The organism is Winslowiella toletana, assembly GCF_032164335.1.
Lineage (GTDB): Bacteria > Pseudomonadota > Gammaproteobacteria > Enterobacterales > Enterobacteriaceae > Erwinia > Erwinia toletana_A.
Map to the genome: position 1 here is coordinate 836,471 of NZ_CP134152.1, position 17,657 is coordinate 854,127.

The following is a 17,657-nucleotide window of genomic DNA, read 5'->3' on the forward strand; positions in this document are numbered from 1 at the left end:
GGAGCGATTGCCGCCCATTTAAATCATCCACTTCAAGCCCACGGCTACCTCCCCGCACGTTATCTCCTGCAATTTCAATATTTCAAATGAGCTTATTAGTTTAAAACAGATTATTCTCTAAACAGGTCTGGTAAAAGTTTGAGTCGCAAGCTTATGAAAATAAAAATGATGCTAATCGGCTGGCTGGCATTTATCTGCTGCGATTTTTTTCTGGCTATGATGAGCCTGCAGGCCAGGGACGTCTGGAGTTTGTCGTCACTGGTCTGGTTCCCGGCCGGTCTGCTGCTCGGCACACTCTGTACTCTGCCTCCGCGTTACTGGCCGATCTGGTTATTGAGTTCTGCCTTAGTGCATCTGGTCGCCAGTCAGCTTTATGGCCGCCCGGTCAATGTGTCGTTAATTTTCTGCTTTTTTGATGCGTTATCGTTAACGGTGACTGCACTTATCTGGCAATTCTTTTATGGCGTGATGGCTCGACCCGTGCGGGAGCGTGACATTATCGTGCTGGTAATATTGTGTATTGTTAGTGGCATTATTGAGCGCTTTGTCACTACCTGGGCGCTGCTTTTGCTGGATTATCCCATTGACCAGTCGATCTCAGTTATTCATACCGTGGGTTATGTCATCAGCGCCTTACCTCTGACCTTTTTTGTTTTTTATCTGATTACCAGGGTGAAAAGAGAAAGAATTGATACCCGTGGCTACCTGATAATGCTGTCGATGCTGGTGGCAATGCTGGCACTGTTCTGGCGAACATCTGACATATTAAACGAAGCGCTGCGCTGGCAGGATCTGGCGCTGATATTCTCGCTGGCTTTGCCGGTTTTATTAGCGATGCGCGGAGATTTGCTGATGCTGAGCGGCTTTTTATCGCTGTGCTCGATTATCTCTGTTGGCGCAACACTGTTTGGTTACGGGCCGTTTTATCAGATGTTGCTTGTCCAGCAGGAGGATGTGTTGGTTGCCGCCTGGTACAGCGCCGTATTGAGTTTACCGGCGCTCCTTTGTGCCAGCCTGGTCAGCCAGAAGTCTGCGCTGCTGGCACGGCATCGCTGGCGCGAACAATTAATGGATAATGTGTTACAGCATGGCTGCTACCACCGTTTTCAGCTGGGCAGCAGTGATGATTTGCGCTGGCTTTACCAAAGCCGCTGGCCGGAGTCTGGCCACGCGCCGGTCAGCTGGCAACAATTTATTGGCTGGTTACATCCGGACGATCGGCTGGCGGTGGAGCAGCTGAAAAATAGCGCTTCCGCGACACCTCAGGTGTTACCCATACGGCTGGCCGATCGATATGGCGAGTTTCATCAGAGCAGTATGGCGCTGGTTGCCTGTCAGGAAGGGCAGGTATTTTGGTTTGAAGGCGTGATTTTTCCGCTACAAGTATTATTGCCGCCTGAGGGGGACATATGAGCACGCGAGTGATTATTGCTGATGACCATCCGGTGTTTCTGCTGGGATTGCGCGGTGTGCTGGCCACACTGCCAGAGGAATATCCGGTGATCGCTGAGGCGCATGATGTCAGCAGCCTGTTTGAGCAGCTGAGCGTCTGCCAGGCCGATATGTTGATTACCGATCTTAATATGCCTGGCGATGATCAGGTCGATGGTGTGCGGATGATCGGCAGGATCCGTGAGTTATATCCCGATCTGACCATTGTGGTGATCACCATGTTAAGCGACCAGCGGATTCTTGAGCTGCTGGCGGGATACCGGATAAAAGCCATCCTGAACAAGAGTAGCCTGTCACATGAGCTGGCGGATGGCCTGAACAGTCCGCAGAGTGACGAGCAGCCGTGGTTGAGCGACGCGTTTCGCAGCGATCCGCTGATTCAGGTGGAAAAAGCGCTGTCGGTGAAGGAGATGGAAGTGATACGGCTGATAGGCCAGGGGCTTAGCGTCAATGAGATAGCCGCACGCCTGTTTCGCACCAAGCAGACCATCAGCGCGCAAAAGCTGAGTGCCATGAGAAAGCTGGGGCTGGAAAATGATGCCGCCCTGTACCTCTATCTCAGCCAGTGTGGACTGGGACAATAACGATGTGGCGTAAGGTCTGCTGTCTGTGGTGGCTGGGGCTATTGCTGGCGCTGTCCGGGCTGACGCTGGCGAGCGAGCCGCCGTTTACGGCGCATAACAGTGCGCCCGGGCAGATCGAAGGGCGTCCGGTCGAGCTCTATTCCAATATGACTCAGGATTTTTTGCCGCTGGCTGAAACGCGTTCCCACGCGCTGGCGCAGTATCCGGTGCTGAAAGTAGGAATGTATTGCTGTTCAGCCGCGCCGCTACAGATGCCGCGCTGGGACGGCAAACTGGAAGGCATTTATCCCGATTATCTGCAACTGTTGCAAATGGTGCTGAAAAGGCCGGTGCAGGCCATGCTGTACAATAGCTGGGAGCAGGCTTATCAGGCGTTGCAGCGCGGGGATATTCAACTGCTGACCCAGTCTGATTTTTTACAATCGGCGAATCGCGATAATGAAACCGATCCGTTACTGGTGCAGCCACTGATGCTGATGGTGCGTAAAAATCATCAGACTACGCCACTTTCCAGCCTGCATATTCTCGCCGCTCCTGATATCAGCCCGACGGTGATTGAGCATCTGCGAACCCTGTATCCCCACCTGGAAGTGGCACGCAGTTCAACGCTGGCGATTCAGTCGGTGGTCAATGACCAGGCTGATGCTTATCTTGATGGTCAGAGCCAGATTACCTTGTTCAGCGCACTGCGGCCTGTCGCTGGCGTGGTCTGGCGGCGCGACCCCGCACTTGATGAACTGCTGTACGGTTTTGTCGGGCGCAGCGGCGACGGGGTGTTGGAAGTGATAAATGACATCCTGACCAATATTCCGCATTCGATTAAAAATGAGATTTATCAGCGCTGGGTCTCTGGCCTGTCGCAGTCCGCTAACAATGATGCCTCGATTTTTACGCCGCAGGAGATCGACTGGATTAAGCAACATCCGGTGATTAACGTGGCGATAGATATTGATATCCCCCCTTACTCTTTCCTGGATAAAAATGATGAGATAACCGGCCTGGATGTCGATATTTTGCAGCTGGTGGCGGAAAAAAGTGGCCTGAATCTAAACTTTATCCCGGCATTCGAGCCGGCGGGCGTAGAGCAGGCGCTACGGGCCGGGAAGGCGCAGATGACGCCATCACTGATGGATTCGCCCGACCGGCGCGGCTGGCTGTCATACAGCGATCCTTACGGCATCGTCGAGTGGGTGATGATTACCCGTAACGAGCGCAGCGCCCCCTTTACTCCGGAGCAACTGGCTCATAAGCGAGTGGCTATCCAGCGTGGTCATGCGCTGCTGGCGGCAATGCAGCTTTATCCCTCGCTGTCGATTGTTGAGGTGGCTTCCGTGCCGGAGGCGGTGGATATGATGCTGGCTGGGGCAGTGGATGCCACTTTTGCCAGTATCGGTAGCGCTAATTATCTGCAGTCCAGCCGCTATGGCAGCCGCATCGCCGTTCAGCCGCTGGATAATGCCTTTCAACCAGAACGATTCGCCGTGTTGCCGGCTTATCCGCAACTGACTGAAATTTTGAATAAAAGCCTGCATGTCGTGGCACCGAATGAAATACGTGCTTTGCGTATGCATTGGTTTTCAGTGGCGAATCTGGCTTCTTATAACACCATGATTTCGCCGTGGATAATCGTATGGGGTGGAGCACTGTGCGTGATTGCGCTCAGTTCAGTATTCTGGGGAACCTATCTGGCGCGTCAGATCGGACTGCGCAAAAAAGCCGATCGCCGCTTACAGGAGCTGTTGGCCTGGTGGGAGACCTTATTTAATAACGTGCCGACGCCGATGTTTGTCTGCGCGCCAGATATGACGGTGACGGCAGCAAATCTCTGGTTCTGCCGCGTGATGGGAAAAACGCCACCGGACATTGTCGGCAGCAATCTGTTTTCTCTTCGTTTTTTATCACCGGCCGATGAGCAAGATATCCGCGGTATTTTTCTGCGCTGTCTTTCCGGCGAAATGCCGCATTTTTCCGACCGCCGGGTGTTTTTGTAGGGCGAGGAGCGCGAAGGTTATCTGTGGTTTGAGGGATATCGAAATACCGAGGGCGTTATGCTGGGTGTGATGGGCGGCTGGTTTGATGTGACCGAGCGTAAATCACTGGCGCGTGAACTTCGCCTGGCACGTGACAAAGCCGAGCAGGCCAGCCACGAGAAGTCGGAGTTTCTGGCGCGGATGAGCCATGAAATCCGCACGCCGCTGCATGCGATTATTGGTATTCTCGAGCTGGCGGTAAAACAGCAGCGGGAGAGCGATGCTCCATTGCATATTGCCTGGCAGGCAGCAGATTCCCTGCAGGGCATTATTGGCGATGTGCTGGATTTCTCCAAAATCGAAGCAGGCAATATCGACATTACGCTTCAGCCAGCCAGCCTGACGCAGTTACTGGAAAATTGTGCCGCGACGTTTCGCATCAGTGCGGAAGATAAAGGGCTGGAGCTGTTAACCGCGGTCAGCATACCGCAGAGCGCGCTGCACTGGCTGGACAGTATTCGCCTGAGCCAGGTCATCAATAACCTGTTGCTCAACGCAATAAAATTCACCGCGAATGGAAAAATACAGTTGCGGGCGGCTATCCACTATCGCGCCAACGATCCGCGCGACCGGATAACGATTGAGATTGAGGACAGCGGCTGTGGCATTCCCCCGGATATGTATCAGGCGGTATTACAACCCTATGTCAGAGTTGAAACGGCGCAGGGCGTACCGGGCACCGGGTTGGGTTTACCGATCTCCGCAAAACTGATCGCGCTGATGGGGGGAACCTTACAGCTGTGCGGCAGCGAAAGCGGCGGAGTCAGGGTAACGGTGGAATTGATGCTGAAAAGAGCGGCGACTCAACTGTTAATCCCGCCTGCGCAGGGAGCGGCTGACGCTACGATGGAAGAGGAGTCATTAAATATTCTGGTGGTAGATGATTTAGCGGTTAATCTGCAAGTGCTGGCGCTGCAATTTGCGACTTCCGATCATTATGTTGAGCTGGTGGGCAGTGGCGACGAGGCTTTGCAGGAAGTGGAGCAGCACTATTACGACGTGGTGCTGACTGACTGCCAGATGCAGGGAATGGATGGTTACAGGCTGACGGCCCATTTACGCCAGCACCAGCAGCGTCATCAGTTGCCACCTTATGCCATTATTGGTTGTACAGCGAATGCCTTTGCCACCGAGCGCGATCGCTGTCTCGAAGCCGGAATGGATGAGGTGCTGATTAAACCGCTTTCGCAAACTACGTTGCTGAACGGTATTACGCAAGTCTGGCAACAAATAAGCAGCAGGGGTGTAGCAACTGAGCCGTTTGCTGAAATACAGGCGCTGGCTCAGGCGGATGTTCAGCAGGAGCAAGCGTTGCTCACCTCTTTATTACAAGGAATGGAGCAGGATCTTGAGGGAATAATAAAAAACCGTGATGGTGACCATGTATCGCAGCTGGCTCATTACGCGCATCGTCTGCATGCCGCCTTTGCTTTGCTGCCCTATTATCCGGGAATGCGCGTGTGTTTGCGTATTGAGAAAACTCAGCGTTTCGATCGGCAAACAATAGAGGCTCTGGAGAAATACACGGCTATTATGATTCAGCTGATTAAGCAGCGCCTGTTATCTATAAATAGTGAGGAACCGCGTTGAATTTTTTTGACCTGTTTCTGCAGCCAGCTGTTAATCAGTTGGCTGCTTTTAAAAATCATTTTTGAAACCATTTTGCTATTTAAATAATCCAGCGTTGGCTCTCTGTTTACTGAGTCTTATTACGTTATTTCTTAAATTCAACCAGAATTATCTTCTTGTTGTGGATCGCAGCGTGACTCATTATTAATAAGTTAGCATTAAGCTAAAGTCATTTTTATCCGGCATTAAACGATGCGTTTACCGATATTTATTTACGAGAGACTAATTATGAAAACTAAGATTATTGCATTAGCCGTGATGATGTCAGCGCTGTTCTCTGTCCCTTCATTTGCCCATGAAGGTCACGATCATCAGAGTGACGAAGCCGCAGAAGTTTCGCAAAATCCTGAGGTAAAGCCAGCGGAAAAAGCACATGATTGTGAGGGTGCCGCCATTGCTGATGATGAAAGCACTGATTAATTTATTTAATTGCTGCCATCGGAGATTACCGCCCGGTACTAAGCCAGTCGGTAATCTCAACCTGGGATAATCCGCAGAAGAAGATGGCGAAATCAATGAATTAAGCATTACAATCTGATATCGAACAGGCTGGATCGGCTCAACAGGAAATAGAGCTGACAGTCATTGTCTACATCCAGTTTATCCATCGCTCTGAGTTTATGTGCGCTGACGGTCTTAATGCTGAGGTTCATCCGCCCGGCAATCTTCGTCAGGCTTAAACCTTTACACAGCAATCGTAATACCTCTAACTCTTTAGGCGTGATTTCGTTAGTATTATTGTGCGAGTTAAGTAAGCTGCACATCAGGTCATTTTCTACATAAACTTCGTTATTCAGCACGGTGCTCAATACCCGCTCCAGTGTTCTGTCACAGATATCCATACTGATATAACCTGAAACGCCCGCTGCCAGCATCATTCTCACCAGGCTGGCATGACGGTGTGGTGACATGACCACAATCTTCAGTTTAGGATATTTGTTACGTAACCACTTCACCAGATTATAGCCATCCATTGTGGCGATAGGGCTATTTTTACTTTCATCGGTTTGCAATGAATAGCCTAATAACAGAATATCGACACTGTTATTCGTCAGATTCGCGACCAGTTCTCCTGGTGTGGAAACATCATTTATAATATTATAACAAGAATACTCTTTACTCGATGACAGCTTTTTGCTGGTCATGTTTTCAATCAGTGACTTAATACCACTGCGGAACAGCTTATGCTCGTGTGCAATTATAATGTTTAGATTCATTGAATATATCCCCGAATGTTTTCAGACTAAAAATCAAGTTGGCCGGATAGTAACCAGTTATCTCGCTTTCAGGGAGAAAATTCTTTCTGAATAAGAAAAACTCATTTTATTAATTTTAAGTTATTGCTACGGATAATTCTGCATTTTCTGACTGGTCAGATTTAATTGTGGTGAGGGTTGCGATTAAACTTCGTCTCGCTGTGGGTCCACAATATATTTTAATACAATTCAGGTAAAAGTGATGAGAGCGGGCTTTAAAAAAATTAATACATTTCTGATGGTGGTTGAGACGGGAAGTTTTGAAGAGGCGGCCAAGCGGCTGTATATCACCCCTTCTGCGGTATCATTACGCTTAAGCTCACTGGAAAGTGAAGTCGGCGAGAAACTGGTATTACGCCGTCGCCCTTGCGTTCCAACGCCTAAAGGGGAAATATTTTATCAACATGCACTGGCACTGCGTGAGGTGAAAATGCAGTTGGATGATGCATTTAGCAATAAAGCTACTGATAATAAGTAAGGTGTTATGGGGTAATGCAGTTAGCAGGTAGTGGCGCATTCGCATCTTCATCAACTTTGAATTGCCACTCAGCATAGCTGCTCGCTTTTTTAAAGTTCTGATAAATATGCGCAAATCCTTCTTTCTTAATCGGTTTTCCAGCACCTTTACTGTAAACCCCAGTCCAGCGTCCTTTATCATCATAGATCATTCCCCAGTCGCCTTTCTGACTGAACGGATCCCGATAGTGCTGGCGCAGCAGATAACGATGGGGCGTGAAGCGGCGATCGCTCAGCAATTGCTGAATATTTAATGGGAAGCATCTATTCCCGGCGGGGTTATCCCGATATTTCTGGATGGCTTCACGAATCTGATCGCCAGCAAACAGTAGCTGTGCCTCTCGTTCCTGACGCCATTCGGTGCGCAGATGATCCTGACTGCGCAGCAGCATCAGAGCCAGTATACTCAGCCAGGCCAGCAACAGCAGATAGCTGAATCCAGCCTGATGATTACCAGTCGGCATAAGCGCTGCCTTCCAGCGATTTCTTTTCGGAACCGCTATGAACATCAATAATCTGACCGTGCTCATCTTGTTGAGTTTTCCAGCTGTTATTTTTATCGGTAATCGGATCGAGCGGCAGCTGGCGCAGATATCCCTTGTCTATCATCTCTTCCAGCGTGGTTGGGCTGTTGATATTGTCGCGACGGAACTGATCAATAGACAGACGCAGGGTGTTCAGATTGTGCTTTAACACCACCTCTTTTGCCCGTACGGTTTGCTGAAAGTAGCGCGGTGCCACCAGCGTCATCAGCGTGGCGATAATTGCCATCACCACCAGCAGTTCAATCAGGGTAAAGCCTTTTTCACCATTGCGCATAAGGCACTCCATTCAGTCCATAAGCCTGGCTGGATGAGACAACGTCGTAAATATCGCTGCCTGGAGAAAAATTACCGGCATCATTAGTACTGCTGCGCACGCGCCAGGTCTCCTCGTCCGCTTTGCCTTCACAATCACACATCGGATCGCGCGGCAGGCGTCGCATAAAATAGATTTTGCGTTTATTCGGTGAGGTTTTATCGACCACCCCCTCGGTTAGCGCTTTAAGGTTTTTTGGATAGCCAGGCTCGTCGGCTTTTTTTTCTATTCGCCCTTCAATCGCCGCGCGCTGGTAGTCATCCAGCGCCTGACGTATTTGTCGCAGTGCCGTTTGTAGCTGCTCCTCTTTATGCCGCTGACCCTGTTTTTCGAGCAGCGGCAGTGAGGCGGCAGCCAGCGTCGCCAGCAGGCTTAGGGTTACCATCATCTCAATCAGGGTAAAACCCTGCTGCCTGATCCGCTTCATCTGGTCAGTTCCGGCAGAGGTTCAGCCGCCGGATTCGGTGACGGCAATGCACCGCGCTGTTCAGGGAAATGCGCCGGTGGCACCAGCTGTGGCGCAATAAACGCTTCTCTGCCGACCTGAATACGGCCCGGTGCTCGCAGACGCATATCCTGCTCACCCGGTAGATCTTCGGTGCCGACCGCAATGGCGCTGACATGCGCGCCTGGCAGATCAATGTTGCGGGCAATACGCGGCGTAATCAGCAGTACCACTTCCGTTCGTTTACTCTCTTTATCCGAGGTTCTGAACAGCGAACCAATCAGGGGAATATCGCTTAGCCATGGCAGGCCGCTTTTCTCATCTTTTTGATCCTCTCTGATCAAACCGGCCAGCATTTGGGTTTCGCCATCAAGACTGCTGAGAATGGTTTTCGCCATGCGGTTGTTGGTACTGTAATATTTCAGCCCGTCTTTACTCTCCTGCGACTGCCCAAGGCTGCTGAGTGTGAACTCCACATCCATACTGATTTCACCATCAAGGCTGATCTCCGGCGTCACATTAAGTTTCAGGCCAACGTCCTGATAATCCACTTTCTGATTGGTGACGCCATCATTGGTGGTATTGGTCAATACCGGCATTTTTTCGCCAATTTCAATCAATGCAGGTTTGTTGTTTTTCACATGAATTCGCGGGTTAGCCAGCACTTTAGCGTTATTGCGTATTTTACTGATGTCGACTTTGATACCGCGATTCCCCCCGAGATTGATAAACATATTGTCGCGGTTAAAGCCATTCAGCGGGATATTATTGCCGGCATCGGTCGTACCGAAGCCAATACCCACTTCGCCTGGATAACGAATGCCCAGTTTGGTGGCGTCGCTACTGCTGATCTCCAGCACTTCTACTTCCAGCGTCACTTCTGCTTCTGGTCGATCCAGCGTCATCAATAAGCGCTCGATCATTTCAATGCTTTCGCGCGGACTACGCACCGTGATGGTATTGGTGCGCTCATCAACGTGAATATCTTTTAGTTTCAGAATATTGCGCAGCGCGACGTTGATATCTTTGGCTTTGGCATAACCAAGGAAGAAGGTCTTCACCATCATATCGCGGTACAACTTCTCTTTGCTTTGGCTGGCCGGATAGATCAGCAGGGTATTACTGTTCAGCACTTTTTTGCGCAGTTGATTGGAGATCAGCAGTAAGTTGATTGCATCTTCAGCGGTGGTGTTATTGGCAATAATGCTGGTGGTAATACTGCGGGTAACGTCATTATCAAAGATAAAGTTCACGCCTGTAATTTTGGAAATGGTGGCAAAGATCTCCATCAGATTATGGGAGCGAAAGTTAAGTGATACTGGCTTTTGCAGTTCCACATGCATACGTTGCGACGGCATTGAGCTGGAAGAGAGTCGGCGTAGCAGATGGTCGCGCAGCGCGACGGCCTGTGGCCAGCCCGGCTCTTCCTCCAGCACTTTGCGGATTTTTTCCAGCGCCGCTTCCGGATTATCAGCCGACAGCTTGCTGGCCTGCTGGTACATCACGTCCAGAGAGCGATAATTGTTAATGCGGCGTATTCCTTGCTGAGCGCGCATATTACCGGGTTGATACTCCAGCGCGGTGTGCCACAGACGTGATGCTTCCTGGTAATTGTTTTCGCCAACGGCACGTTCAGCTTGTTTCATATACAGATCGACCAGCTGGTTACTTTCCAGCTGTTCGCGGCTCTTCAGCGCCATATCATCAGGAGCGACCTGACGCTGTTTTTTCAGCTTATCCAGCGAGGTGACTAACTGTTGTTGTTGGTTTTGCACCCGGGCGGCATCGTGATCGCGAGTGTCTGAAGCGCAGCCTGCCAGCAGCAGCAGTCCGATGACCACTGAGAGATTTTTTTTAATAAACATAATCAGAATTCTGGTTTCGATTTCATATCATCCAGCGATAAATGCTGGTCGTTTTTTAGCGGCAGCCAGCGGAACGTCAGCGAATCTGTCGCGATTTCCATCAACTGCCAGTTGTTATCCAGCTTGTCGCCGGGGCGGATGCTCTCCTGCAATTTGCACTGTCGACAGACAATCCAGCTTTCGCGGCCATCAGTCAGCACCAGCAGGCGCTGGTTATTGCTCCACCAGGCACCGACCACCTTAAAAGGAAGCTGTGGTGCGCGTGGCTTTTCTGGCCTGGCGGTGGCGGGTGCAGAAGCAGGCTCGACGGGGTTACCCTGATAAGGAAACAGGTCATCAGACGCATTGCCGGCGATCGCGGGCGGCGCGGGAGTCGTCGGGATATCACGCACCGGATGGGGCTGGCTTACCGTCAACAGACTTTCTTCTTCCTGAGCATCGCCACTCAGTGCACTCCACAGGCTGATGACCGCGGTCAGCAGCAGCATCACCTGTAGGTAACGCGGCAGCTTCATCGGCCTTCTCCGGTTAATGTGACGCGCAGCGACATCGTCAGCTGAGTGCTGGCGGGGGAAGTCCGCGCCATCGCCAGCGATTCAAACTGCAACGGCAGCGTGCCTGACATCTCACGCAGCGCGGCTTGTAAGCGCGGATAGTCGCCGGTTAACGGAATATCGAGGATCATCTGCTCACTCTTTGAATCATTACTGTCAGAGAGCAGCTGGTAACGACTCTCACGTGCTTCAAGACCGTGTTTTTTCAGAATGGCAAACAGCGCCTTGACCTGCTGATACTCTTTAACGCTCAGCGAGCTCAGCGCTTCTTCCTCCTCCGGCGTACTGACGGGCAGCGGCACAGCAAGCTGCTGATGCACGGATTGCAGGCGCAGGCTATTTGCATGCAGCTCCGGGCGCAGCTGGGCGCATAAATACATCAGCAGTACCAGCCATAATCCGACGATTAACAATGGCAGCGGGCCGAACATTTCATAACTCTTACCGGCCCACCAGCGCAGGCGCGGCAGCAGATCTTTCATCGAAGGCAGCGTGCCAGCATTAAGACGCATGGGAATACTCCAGATTGAGCGTGGCGCGTATCTTCCATGGTTCGGTCAGGCTGGTTTCGGTGTGATGATGTTCCAGGCCAACCCTGGCTCTGGTGTCTTGTAAGCGCGAGACGAAATCCAGCAACGAGTCCAGCGAATGGGCGACCACTTCCACCCGCATCTGCTGTTGACGTGCATCCACTTGCAGCGACATCAGCGCAATATCTTTGCTCAGGGCCTGACCAATAAGCGCCAGCCCGGCCAACTGCTGCGGTTCTTGCTGCTGGGGCTGGCTGGCGTAAGCCCGCTGCCTGGCCAGAATGACCTCCGCGGCCTGACTGTGCGCATTCAACTTCTGCATCTCTGCGGCCAGCTCTGTCTGCAGTTGGTTTTGCTGCTGATGGCTGAAGAAAATCGCCGTCAGCAGCGGAGTCATCAGCACAATCAGTAACGCCGCATTAACCGGCATTGCCCGGCGGGATATAAACTGGTGGTTAGTCATCACGATTATTCTCTGCCGCAATCTTGGTGCTGGCGGTCTCACTGTGCACCACATAGCGCTCCAGTGGTGGCAATCCTGCCAGGCGATTTGCCGTATCCAGTTGTTGTAATTCGTCACTGTGTGGCAGGCGCAACGTAAAGGTACTGTGCCAGCGATGCTGCCAGCGAAAGGCAAAGCTGCTTTGCTGCTCACCGATGCTGGCAAACAGCGCGTTCTCCGGCAGGCTGCGACCACAGCGAGCCAGCAGGTTACTGAATGGCGTGCTGCAGCCAATCAGCCGCAGCCGATGCTGGCTGCTCAGCTGTTTCAGACTGACCAGCAGCGTTTTATTCAATAACGCTGCAAAAGCATCTTCACCGAAGCTGCTGCGCAGAAAGCTGACCTTCATCTCATGCTGTTCACCCTGCTGCTCGGCCAGCAATAATCTGGCGTACTGCCTTAGCTCGCGTGGCCGCGTAATCCCCTGTGGCCAGGGAACCAGCAGGTAACTGACGTGTGGTGCATCAACGATAAATTCCAGCGAATCGCGCCAGGCGGGGGCCGCAGGCAGCGTGCTGAACAGCTGCTCCAGCTGGGCTGGCAACGGCAGGTCGGGCTGCCACTGGCACTGCGCATGCAGGCTGCCGCCCAACCATAGCTGCAACTGGTGTTGGTAGAGCTTGCAGCACCAGTGATTAATGAAGGGAAATAACACGCCTGACCTCCTGTAAAGTGGTGAAGCCCTGGCTGGCGGCTTCAATTGCGATTTGATGCAGCGGGATAAAACCCTCTTTCATCGCCAGTTCGCGCAGCTGGCGCAGTGGCGCGCGCGCCAGCAAGGCTTCTTTCATCGCATCGCTAAAATGCAGGACTTCGGCCAGCGCCAGTCGCCCGTGGTAGCCGCTGTGACGGCAATGCTCACAACCTGCGCCAACGTGCCAGCAGGCGTGGCTGAACGGCTGTTTATCCAGCTGCCAGTGCGTAATCTCTTCGGCTGTCGGTTGATGAGGTTGTTTACACGCCGGGCACAGCTGGCGTACCAGCCGCTGCGCCACCACGCCATTCAGTGCCGTAATCAGGCTGGCTGGCTCCACCTGCATATACATAAAGCGTTCCAGCACGCTGAACACGCTATTGGCGTGTACCGATGACAACACCACGTGCCCGGTCAGTGCTGCCTGAACCGCAATGCCCGCCGTCTCACCGTCACGGATTTCGCCGACCAGGATAATGTCTGGGTCATGGCGCAGAATGGCGCGCAGACCGCGGGCGAAAGTCAGCCCTTTTTTATCGTTAACCGGGATTTGTAATACCCCTTCCAGCTGATATTCCACCGGATCTTCAATGGTGATGATCTTGCTTTCACCGCTGTTCAGCTCGCTGAGCGCGGAGTAGAGCGTGGTGGATTTGCCGCTGCCGGTCGGTCCGGTCACCAGTACCATGCCGTGTGGGATTTGCGTCAGCTTGCGGATCGCCTGCAGTGTCTGGCCGTCGAATCCCAGCGTTTCCAGCCGCAGTTTTTTGTCGTGGGATTTATCCAGTACGCGCAAGACCGCATCCTCGCCGTGAATGCTCGGCATGATCGAAACGCGGAAATCGACGTTGCGCTGCTGAATGTGCGCTTTGAAACGTCCATCCTGTGGAATGCGGCGTTCAGAAATATCCATACAGCCCAGCACTTTCAGCCGTGAAATGATCTGTTCCGCATTCTGTGAACCGTTGCAGCGGGTAATGGCGTGCAGTACGCCATCGATCCGGTATTTCACCACCAGCCCATCGGGTACGCTCTCCAGATGGATATCACTGGCACGGCTTTGAAGTGCGTCGTACAGCGTGGAGTTGACCAGTTTAATCACCGGGCTTTGCTCCTCGGACAGGCTAAGCAGCGAGATCACCAGCGCCGTTTCTTCCGTCTGGCCGTCAAAATCCTGCGGTTCGAGGTGATCCATGGTGCGCTGCTGGCGCGACAGCTGATCCAACTGCTCATTCACCCAGCCCGGACGACAAAGCGCGATGCGATCGCTGTAACGCTGCGCCCACTGACGCTGCGTCAGTGAAAACGGATCGGCCATCAGCAACCAGCTTTTTCCGTCCAGCGTAATTGGCAACAGGCGGCGTGACAGCGCCTGCGGCAGCGAGATACGAGAGAAATCCTGCCCGGCCTCAACCAGCTGCTGCTGTGATAACGGGTATAAACCCAGTTCAGCGGCGAGCGTTGTCAGCTGTTCAGGCTGCGATGTCAGCAGCTGTTCCAGCCAGTCGGTTCGTTGCTCCGGCGTCATGGTTAACCATGGCGAGGATGCGCTGTCGGCATGATGTGTTAGTTGAGTCATCAGGCTAATCCTCCGGCCATTTCAAAAATCGGCATATACAGCAGAAATACCACCAGGCCGACCAGTCCACCGACGATCAGCATCAGGATCGGTTCAAACACCTTGCTGAAGGTTTCGATGGCACGTTCGAGGTTTTCGTCATAAAACGCCGCGATGCGTTCGCACATGGCGGGCAATTCACCACTGCGTTCACCGACCACCAATAGCCTACTGGCGACCGGAGTGGTCAGCCCCTGAGTTTCCAGGCAGTGCGAAAGCGCCTTGCCCGCCTGCACATCCATCAGTGCCTGCTGTAGCCGTGGCTGATACGAATTCGGTAGCAGGCTGCCGGTCAGTTGCAGCGCTTCGACGGCGGCCATTCCGCCCTGCAACAGCAGGCCAAGGGTGCGGTAGAAGCGCACCAGTATCGCCAGCTGATATTGTTGTTTAAGCTGTGGCACGCGCATCAGCTGGTTTAAAGCGGACTGCCGCAGGCTTTTGCTGCGCACGGCGGCGATCAGCAGCACGACCGCAGCGGCGGTCAGCATCATTAATAACGCGCCATAGTTCTGCGTCAGGTGCCCCCACCAGACGATAAACTGCGCGCTGCCCGTCAGGTCTTTCATGCCGGTGAACACCACGGCGAAGCGCGGGATAATAAAGCCGAGCAAAAAGAACAGGATCAGGCAGCCGACGCTGATCACCACGCAGGGATAGAGCAGGGTGCTACGAATGCGCTTACGCAAGGTTTCCATACGCTTTTCGTAATGCAGGAAACGCCCGAGCGCGACGGGCAGCTGTCCGGTCTGTTCTGACGACGCTACGGTGCTGACCAGTAATGGCGGGAACAACAGCGGCTGGGCGACAAGCGCCTGAGAAAGCTGCTGACCGCGATAAAGTTCTTTCAGGATTTCCCCTAATACCCGGCGCTGTTCTGCATCAGCGCTGCTTTCACACAGTGCTTCAATCGCTTCGACAATCACCAGACCGGCCTCGAGCAGCGCGATTAACTCCTGGATAAACAGCGTCAGCGGAAAAGGGCGCACGCGTCTCGTCAGCCGGCTGGCTTTGGCCTCAAGTACCAGAGCACCTGGCGCCAGCTGGGCTTTGGCTTCTTCGACGCTGTTGGCACACACCTGCTCCGTGCTGCGGACACCGTTACGCAATAAAGTAATTTGATAGTTTTTCATGATTTCTTACTGGCTTACGGCCGGTTTTCTTGTTTGAGCCGCGCATAGTGAGGCTGGACGCGCATAACGTAACGCTGGCGCAGATGTTCACGGGCGGCCGATCCGCCGGCGTTATACGCGCCAACCGCGTCCCAGCTGTAGCCGTAGCTACGCATAAAACCGGCCAGTACCCAGGCTCCCGTCATTACGCTCAGACAGGGATCATCGAGCAGCTTTCGTTCTGATATCTGAAAGTTGCGCAGCCTGGGCAGATGCCGACTGTTAATCTGCATCAGCCCGATGTCATAGCTACCATCGCGGTTCTGATTGCGCGCCGAGGCTTGCAAATTGGACTCTACAATGGCGATAGCCTGTAGCAGCTCCGGCTCAATGCCGTAACGCTGCCCGGCCTGATCCCAGCAGGTGGCGTAAACGGGCAGTTGCACAAACCAGAGCAGGAGTAAAAGCAGTGAAGTACGCACAATCAGAACCCGTAACTCACCTTTTTCCCGTCATTACCGGTGGCAATCAGCTCCACTTCATACACCACATTCTTGTTACGGGTCGGTTTGTGCCATTGGTAAGGATTGCCCCAGGGATCGGCGGGCACTTCTTTACTCAGATAAGGGCCGTGCCAGTTCCTCTCGCCGCTCGGGCGCTCTGTCAGTGCTTTCAGCCCCTGCTCTTCGGAGGGATATTGACCGACGTCAAGACGGTACTGGCTCAGTGCCTGTGACAAACTCTTCATCTGGCTGGCGGCGGTTTTATCTTTGGCCTGATCAACCTGTGAAAAAAGACGCGGACCAACAAAGCCAGCCAGTAAGGCGATAATCATTAACACCACCAGTAATTCGAGCAGGGTAAAACCTTGTTGCTGGCGATAATGGGATAATAGATATTTGTTCATGAGGTTCTCACGGTAGCCATATTTCATTCATTGCAAATTCATTCGATTATTCTTAAACATTTAATGATGAATTTGTAGGCTATTGCTCTTTCGTTTATTAAGAATATTGGCGGGCTGGCGGAGAATATTCTTTATCTGCTGATTGCCTTTAACTTTCATCACTCTTTGTATTATCTTTAGAGAAAATTAAGCTTTCGCCGTTCAGTTTTAGAAAATTAAAAAACATAATGGTTTATTAATAACGTTTTGTTTCTGATAAAAAAGTAGACTCAACCTGTCTGGCGGTGTGTTAAATAATTAATAAATGAGATGATAAATGCAGATTGCTCTGGCTCTGCTGCTTGGTGCAGTTTTCGGTAGTTTCCTCAACGTGGTGATTTATCGCCTGCCGCTAATGATGGCAGGTGCGCAATGTTGTTTAAGTTTTCCTCCTTCTTCATGCCCTTGTTGCCAGGCACGTATCCGCTGGCGGCACAATCTGCCGCTATTCGGCTGGTTGCTGCTGCGCGGACGCTGTGCCGATTGCCAGCAGGCAATTCACTGGCGCTATCCGCTGGTGGAAGCGGTGACGGCAGGATTGTTTGCGCTGATGCTCTGGCGCTACGGCGTAACACTGTATTGCGCCATGTTACTGATTGCTATCTGTCTGATGATTGCGCTGGCAGCGATTGACTGGCAGACCATGCTGCTGCCGGATTGTCTGGTATTGCCGCTGTGGGGGCTGGGAATTGCCGCCGCCGGATTGGGCCTTGAAACCGTCAGCTTAACAGAAGCGTTAATCGCGTCTCTGCTGGGGTATCTGCTGCCGTGGTTATTGGATCGCGGATGTTACCTGCTGCGTGGACGCGCCGGAATGGGGATGGGGGATATGAAGCTGTTTGCTGCGCTGGGGGCCTGGTTTGGCGTGGAAACGCTGTGCCAGATTATGGTATTTGCGCCTTTGCTGGCGATAGCGACTGCCATACTGTTGTTACGGGTGAAACCGAATCAGCCCTTTCCTTTTGGCCCTTATCCGATTGTCGTGGCGCTGATCTGCCTGGTTTTTGGACGCCAGGATTATCCTGCTTTTTTCTGAGCATTAAAACATTTTATTTAGAAGTATCCTGGA

At 52.4% G+C, this 17,657-nt stretch carries 20 protein-coding genes; 7 read left to right on the forward strand and 13 right to left on the reverse strand.

Translation table 11 applies throughout. From position 1 onward, the window contains the following. Positions 1–165: 165 nt before the first annotated feature. The 5 genes from RIN69_RS03835 to RIN69_RS03855 all read left to right on the forward strand — a co-directional run bounded on the left by RIN69_RS03835 (position 166) and on the right by RIN69_RS03855 (position 6,115). Entirely contained in the window at positions 166–1,413 is a 1,248-nt protein-coding gene (locus tag RIN69_RS03835) for an MASE1 domain-containing protein (RefSeq protein ID WP_313855683.1), read from the forward strand. Then, positions 1,410–2,036, forward strand: a complete 627-nt coding sequence (locus RIN69_RS03840; RefSeq protein ID WP_313855685.1) for a response regulator — start codon at positions 1,410–1,412, stop codon at positions 2,034–2,036. The genes RIN69_RS03835 and RIN69_RS03840 overlap by 4 nt, the downstream gene beginning before the upstream one ends. Positions 2,037–2,038: 2 nt before the next feature. Further along, positions 2,039–4,027, forward strand: a complete 1,989-nt coding sequence (locus RIN69_RS03845; protein WP_313855687.1) for a transporter substrate-binding domain-containing protein — start codon at positions 2,039–2,041, stop codon at positions 4,025–4,027. Positions 4,028–4,084: 57 nt separating this feature from the next. Continuing rightward, entirely contained in the window at positions 4,085–5,656 is a 1,572-nt protein-coding gene (locus RIN69_RS03850; RefSeq protein WP_313855688.1) for a sensor histidine kinase, read from the forward strand. Positions 5,657–5,923: 267 nt separating this feature from the next. Further along, positions 5,924–6,115 carry a hypothetical protein gene (locus tag RIN69_RS03855; protein WP_313855690.1) on the forward strand — a complete coding sequence of 64 codons (192 nt, stop codon included), beginning with the start codon at positions 5,924–5,926 and terminating at the stop codon, positions 6,113–6,115. A gap of 107 nt (positions 6,116–6,222) precedes the next feature. On the opposite strand, the gene RIN69_RS03860 is transcribed toward RIN69_RS03855, so the two are convergent. Further along, on the reverse strand, positions 6,223–6,912 hold the full coding sequence (locus RIN69_RS03860) for a response regulator transcription factor (protein ID WP_313855692.1): 690 nt from the start codon (positions 6,910–6,912) through the stop codon (positions 6,223–6,225). Positions 6,913–7,153: 241 nt separating this feature from the next. On the opposite strand from RIN69_RS03860, the gene RIN69_RS03865 reads away from it, so the two are divergent. Continuing rightward, a complete protein-coding gene (locus RIN69_RS03865) occupies positions 7,154–7,429 on the forward strand; it encodes a LysR family transcriptional regulator (RefSeq protein WP_313855694.1) in 276 nt (91 codons plus the stop codon). Positions 7,430–7,433: 4 nt separating this feature from the next. Here RIN69_RS03865 and RIN69_RS03870 read toward each other — a convergent pair whose 3' ends face one another. Genes RIN69_RS03870 through gspG form a run of 12 tightly spaced genes read right to left on the reverse strand, consistent with a single transcriptional unit; the run spans position 7,434 to position 16,549 of the window. Continuing rightward, entirely contained in the window at positions 7,434–7,931 is a 498-nt protein-coding gene (locus RIN69_RS03870) for a hypothetical protein (protein ID WP_313855695.1), read from the reverse strand. Further along, positions 7,918–8,286, reverse strand: a complete 369-nt coding sequence (locus RIN69_RS03875) for a type II secretion system protein (protein ID WP_313855696.1) — start codon at positions 8,284–8,286, stop codon at positions 7,918–7,920. Before RIN69_RS03875 ends, RIN69_RS03870 begins: the two co-directional genes overlap by 14 nt. Next, positions 8,273–8,752 (reverse strand): type II secretion system protein, encoded by a 480-nt coding sequence (locus RIN69_RS03880; RefSeq protein ID WP_313855697.1) that lies wholly within the window; start codon positions 8,750–8,752, stop codon positions 8,273–8,275. The genes RIN69_RS03875 and RIN69_RS03880 overlap by 14 nt, the downstream gene beginning before the upstream one ends. Then, entirely contained in the window at positions 8,749–10,635 is a 1,887-nt protein-coding gene (locus tag RIN69_RS03885) for a secretin N-terminal domain-containing protein (RefSeq protein ID WP_313855699.1), read from the reverse strand. The genes RIN69_RS03880 and RIN69_RS03885 overlap by 4 nt, the downstream gene beginning before the upstream one ends. 2 nt (positions 10,636–10,637) lie before the next feature. Further along, positions 10,638–11,150 (reverse strand): hypothetical protein, encoded by a 513-nt coding sequence (locus RIN69_RS03890; protein WP_313855700.1) that lies wholly within the window; start codon positions 11,148–11,150, stop codon positions 10,638–10,640. Then, on the reverse strand, positions 11,147–11,701 hold the full coding sequence (locus tag RIN69_RS03895) for a hypothetical protein (protein ID WP_313855701.1): 555 nt from the start codon (positions 11,699–11,701) through the stop codon (positions 11,147–11,149). The genes RIN69_RS03890 and RIN69_RS03895 overlap by 4 nt, the downstream gene beginning before the upstream one ends. Continuing rightward, positions 11,691–12,185, reverse strand: a complete 495-nt coding sequence (locus RIN69_RS03900; protein ID WP_313855702.1) for a hypothetical protein — start codon at positions 12,183–12,185, stop codon at positions 11,691–11,693. Before RIN69_RS03900 ends, RIN69_RS03895 begins: the two co-directional genes overlap by 11 nt. Further along, positions 12,175–12,876 (reverse strand): hypothetical protein, encoded by a 702-nt coding sequence (locus RIN69_RS03905; RefSeq protein WP_313855703.1) that lies wholly within the window; start codon positions 12,874–12,876, stop codon positions 12,175–12,177. Before RIN69_RS03905 ends, RIN69_RS03900 begins: the two co-directional genes overlap by 11 nt. Next, on the reverse strand, positions 12,857–14,494 hold the full coding sequence (locus tag RIN69_RS03910) for a GspE/PulE family protein (RefSeq protein ID WP_313855704.1): 1,638 nt from the start codon (positions 14,492–14,494) through the stop codon (positions 12,857–12,859). Before RIN69_RS03910 ends, RIN69_RS03905 begins: the two co-directional genes overlap by 20 nt. Then, entirely contained in the window at positions 14,494–15,663 is a 1,170-nt protein-coding gene (locus RIN69_RS03915; protein ID WP_313855706.1) for a type II secretion system F family protein, read from the reverse strand. The genes RIN69_RS03910 and RIN69_RS03915 overlap by 1 nt, the downstream gene beginning before the upstream one ends. Before the next feature lie 14 nt (positions 15,664–15,677). Further along, positions 15,678–16,124 (reverse strand): lytic transglycosylase domain-containing protein, encoded by a 447-nt coding sequence (locus RIN69_RS03920; RefSeq protein ID WP_313855707.1) that lies wholly within the window; start codon positions 16,122–16,124, stop codon positions 15,678–15,680. A 2-nt stretch (positions 16,125–16,126) separates the two neighbouring features. After that, positions 16,127–16,549, reverse strand: coding sequence for a type II secretion system major pseudopilin GspG (gspG, locus tag RIN69_RS03925; protein WP_313855708.1), 423 nt, complete (start codon positions 16,547–16,549; stop codon positions 16,127–16,129). Between the two features lie 316 nt (positions 16,550–16,865). Here gspG and RIN69_RS03930 point away from each other — a divergent pair, with 316 nt between their 5' ends. Beyond that, positions 16,866–17,624, forward strand: a complete 759-nt coding sequence (locus RIN69_RS03930) for a prepilin peptidase (protein ID WP_313855709.1) — start codon at positions 16,866–16,868, stop codon at positions 17,622–17,624. Positions 17,625–17,657 lie beyond the last annotated feature (33 nt).

Bases quoted from the DNA above. Each gene is read 5' to 3' on its own strand.
- RIN69_RS03835 (WP_313855683.1), top strand. From the start codon at position 166: ATGATGCTAATCGGCTGGCTGGCATTTATCTGCTGCGATTTTTTTCTG.
- RIN69_RS03840 (WP_313855685.1), top strand. From the start codon at position 1,410: ATGAGCACGCGAGTGATTATTGCTGATGACCATCCGGTGTTTCTGCTG.
- RIN69_RS03845 (WP_313855687.1), top strand. From the start codon at position 2,039: ATGTGGCGTAAGGTCTGCTGTCTGTGGTGGCTGGGGCTATTGCTGGCG.
- RIN69_RS03850 (WP_313855688.1), top strand. From the start codon at position 4,085: ATGCTGGGTGTGATGGGCGGCTGGTTTGATGTGACCGAGCGTAAATCA.
- RIN69_RS03855 (WP_313855690.1), top strand. From the start codon at position 5,924: ATGAAAACTAAGATTATTGCATTAGCCGTGATGATGTCAGCGCTGTTC.
- RIN69_RS03860 (WP_313855692.1), bottom strand. From the start codon at position 6,912: ATGAATCTAAACATTATAATTGCACACGAGCATAAGCTGTTCCGCAGT.
- RIN69_RS03865 (WP_313855694.1), top strand. From the start codon at position 7,154: ATGAGAGCGGGCTTTAAAAAAATTAATACATTTCTGATGGTGGTTGAG.
- RIN69_RS03870 (WP_313855695.1), bottom strand. From the start codon at position 7,931: ATGCCGACTGGTAATCATCAGGCTGGATTCAGCTATCTGCTGTTGCTG.
- RIN69_RS03875 (WP_313855696.1), bottom strand. From the start codon at position 8,286: ATGCGCAATGGTGAAAAAGGCTTTACCCTGATTGAACTGCTGGTGGTG.
- RIN69_RS03880 (WP_313855697.1), bottom strand. From the start codon at position 8,752: ATGAAGCGGATCAGGCAGCAGGGTTTTACCCTGATTGAGATGATGGTA.
- RIN69_RS03885 (WP_313855699.1), bottom strand. From the start codon at position 10,635: ATGTTTATTAAAAAAAATCTCTCAGTGGTCATCGGACTGCTGCTGCTG.
- RIN69_RS03890 (WP_313855700.1), bottom strand. From the start codon at position 11,150: ATGAAGCTGCCGCGTTACCTACAGGTGATGCTGCTGCTGACCGCGGTC.
- RIN69_RS03895 (WP_313855701.1), bottom strand. From the start codon at position 11,701: ATGCGTCTTAATGCTGGCACGCTGCCTTCGATGAAAGATCTGCTGCCG.
- RIN69_RS03910 (WP_313855704.1), bottom strand. From the start codon at position 14,494: ATGACTCAACTAACACATCATGCCGACAGCGCATCCTCGCCATGGTTA.
- RIN69_RS03915 (WP_313855706.1), bottom strand. From the start codon at position 15,663: ATGAAAAACTATCAAATTACTTTATTGCGTAACGGTGTCCGCAGCACG.
- gspG (WP_313855708.1), bottom strand. From the start codon at position 16,549: ATGAACAAATATCTATTATCCCATTATCGCCAGCAACAAGGTTTTACC.
- RIN69_RS03930 (WP_313855709.1), top strand. From the start codon at position 16,866: ATGCAGATTGCTCTGGCTCTGCTGCTTGGTGCAGTTTTCGGTAGTTTC.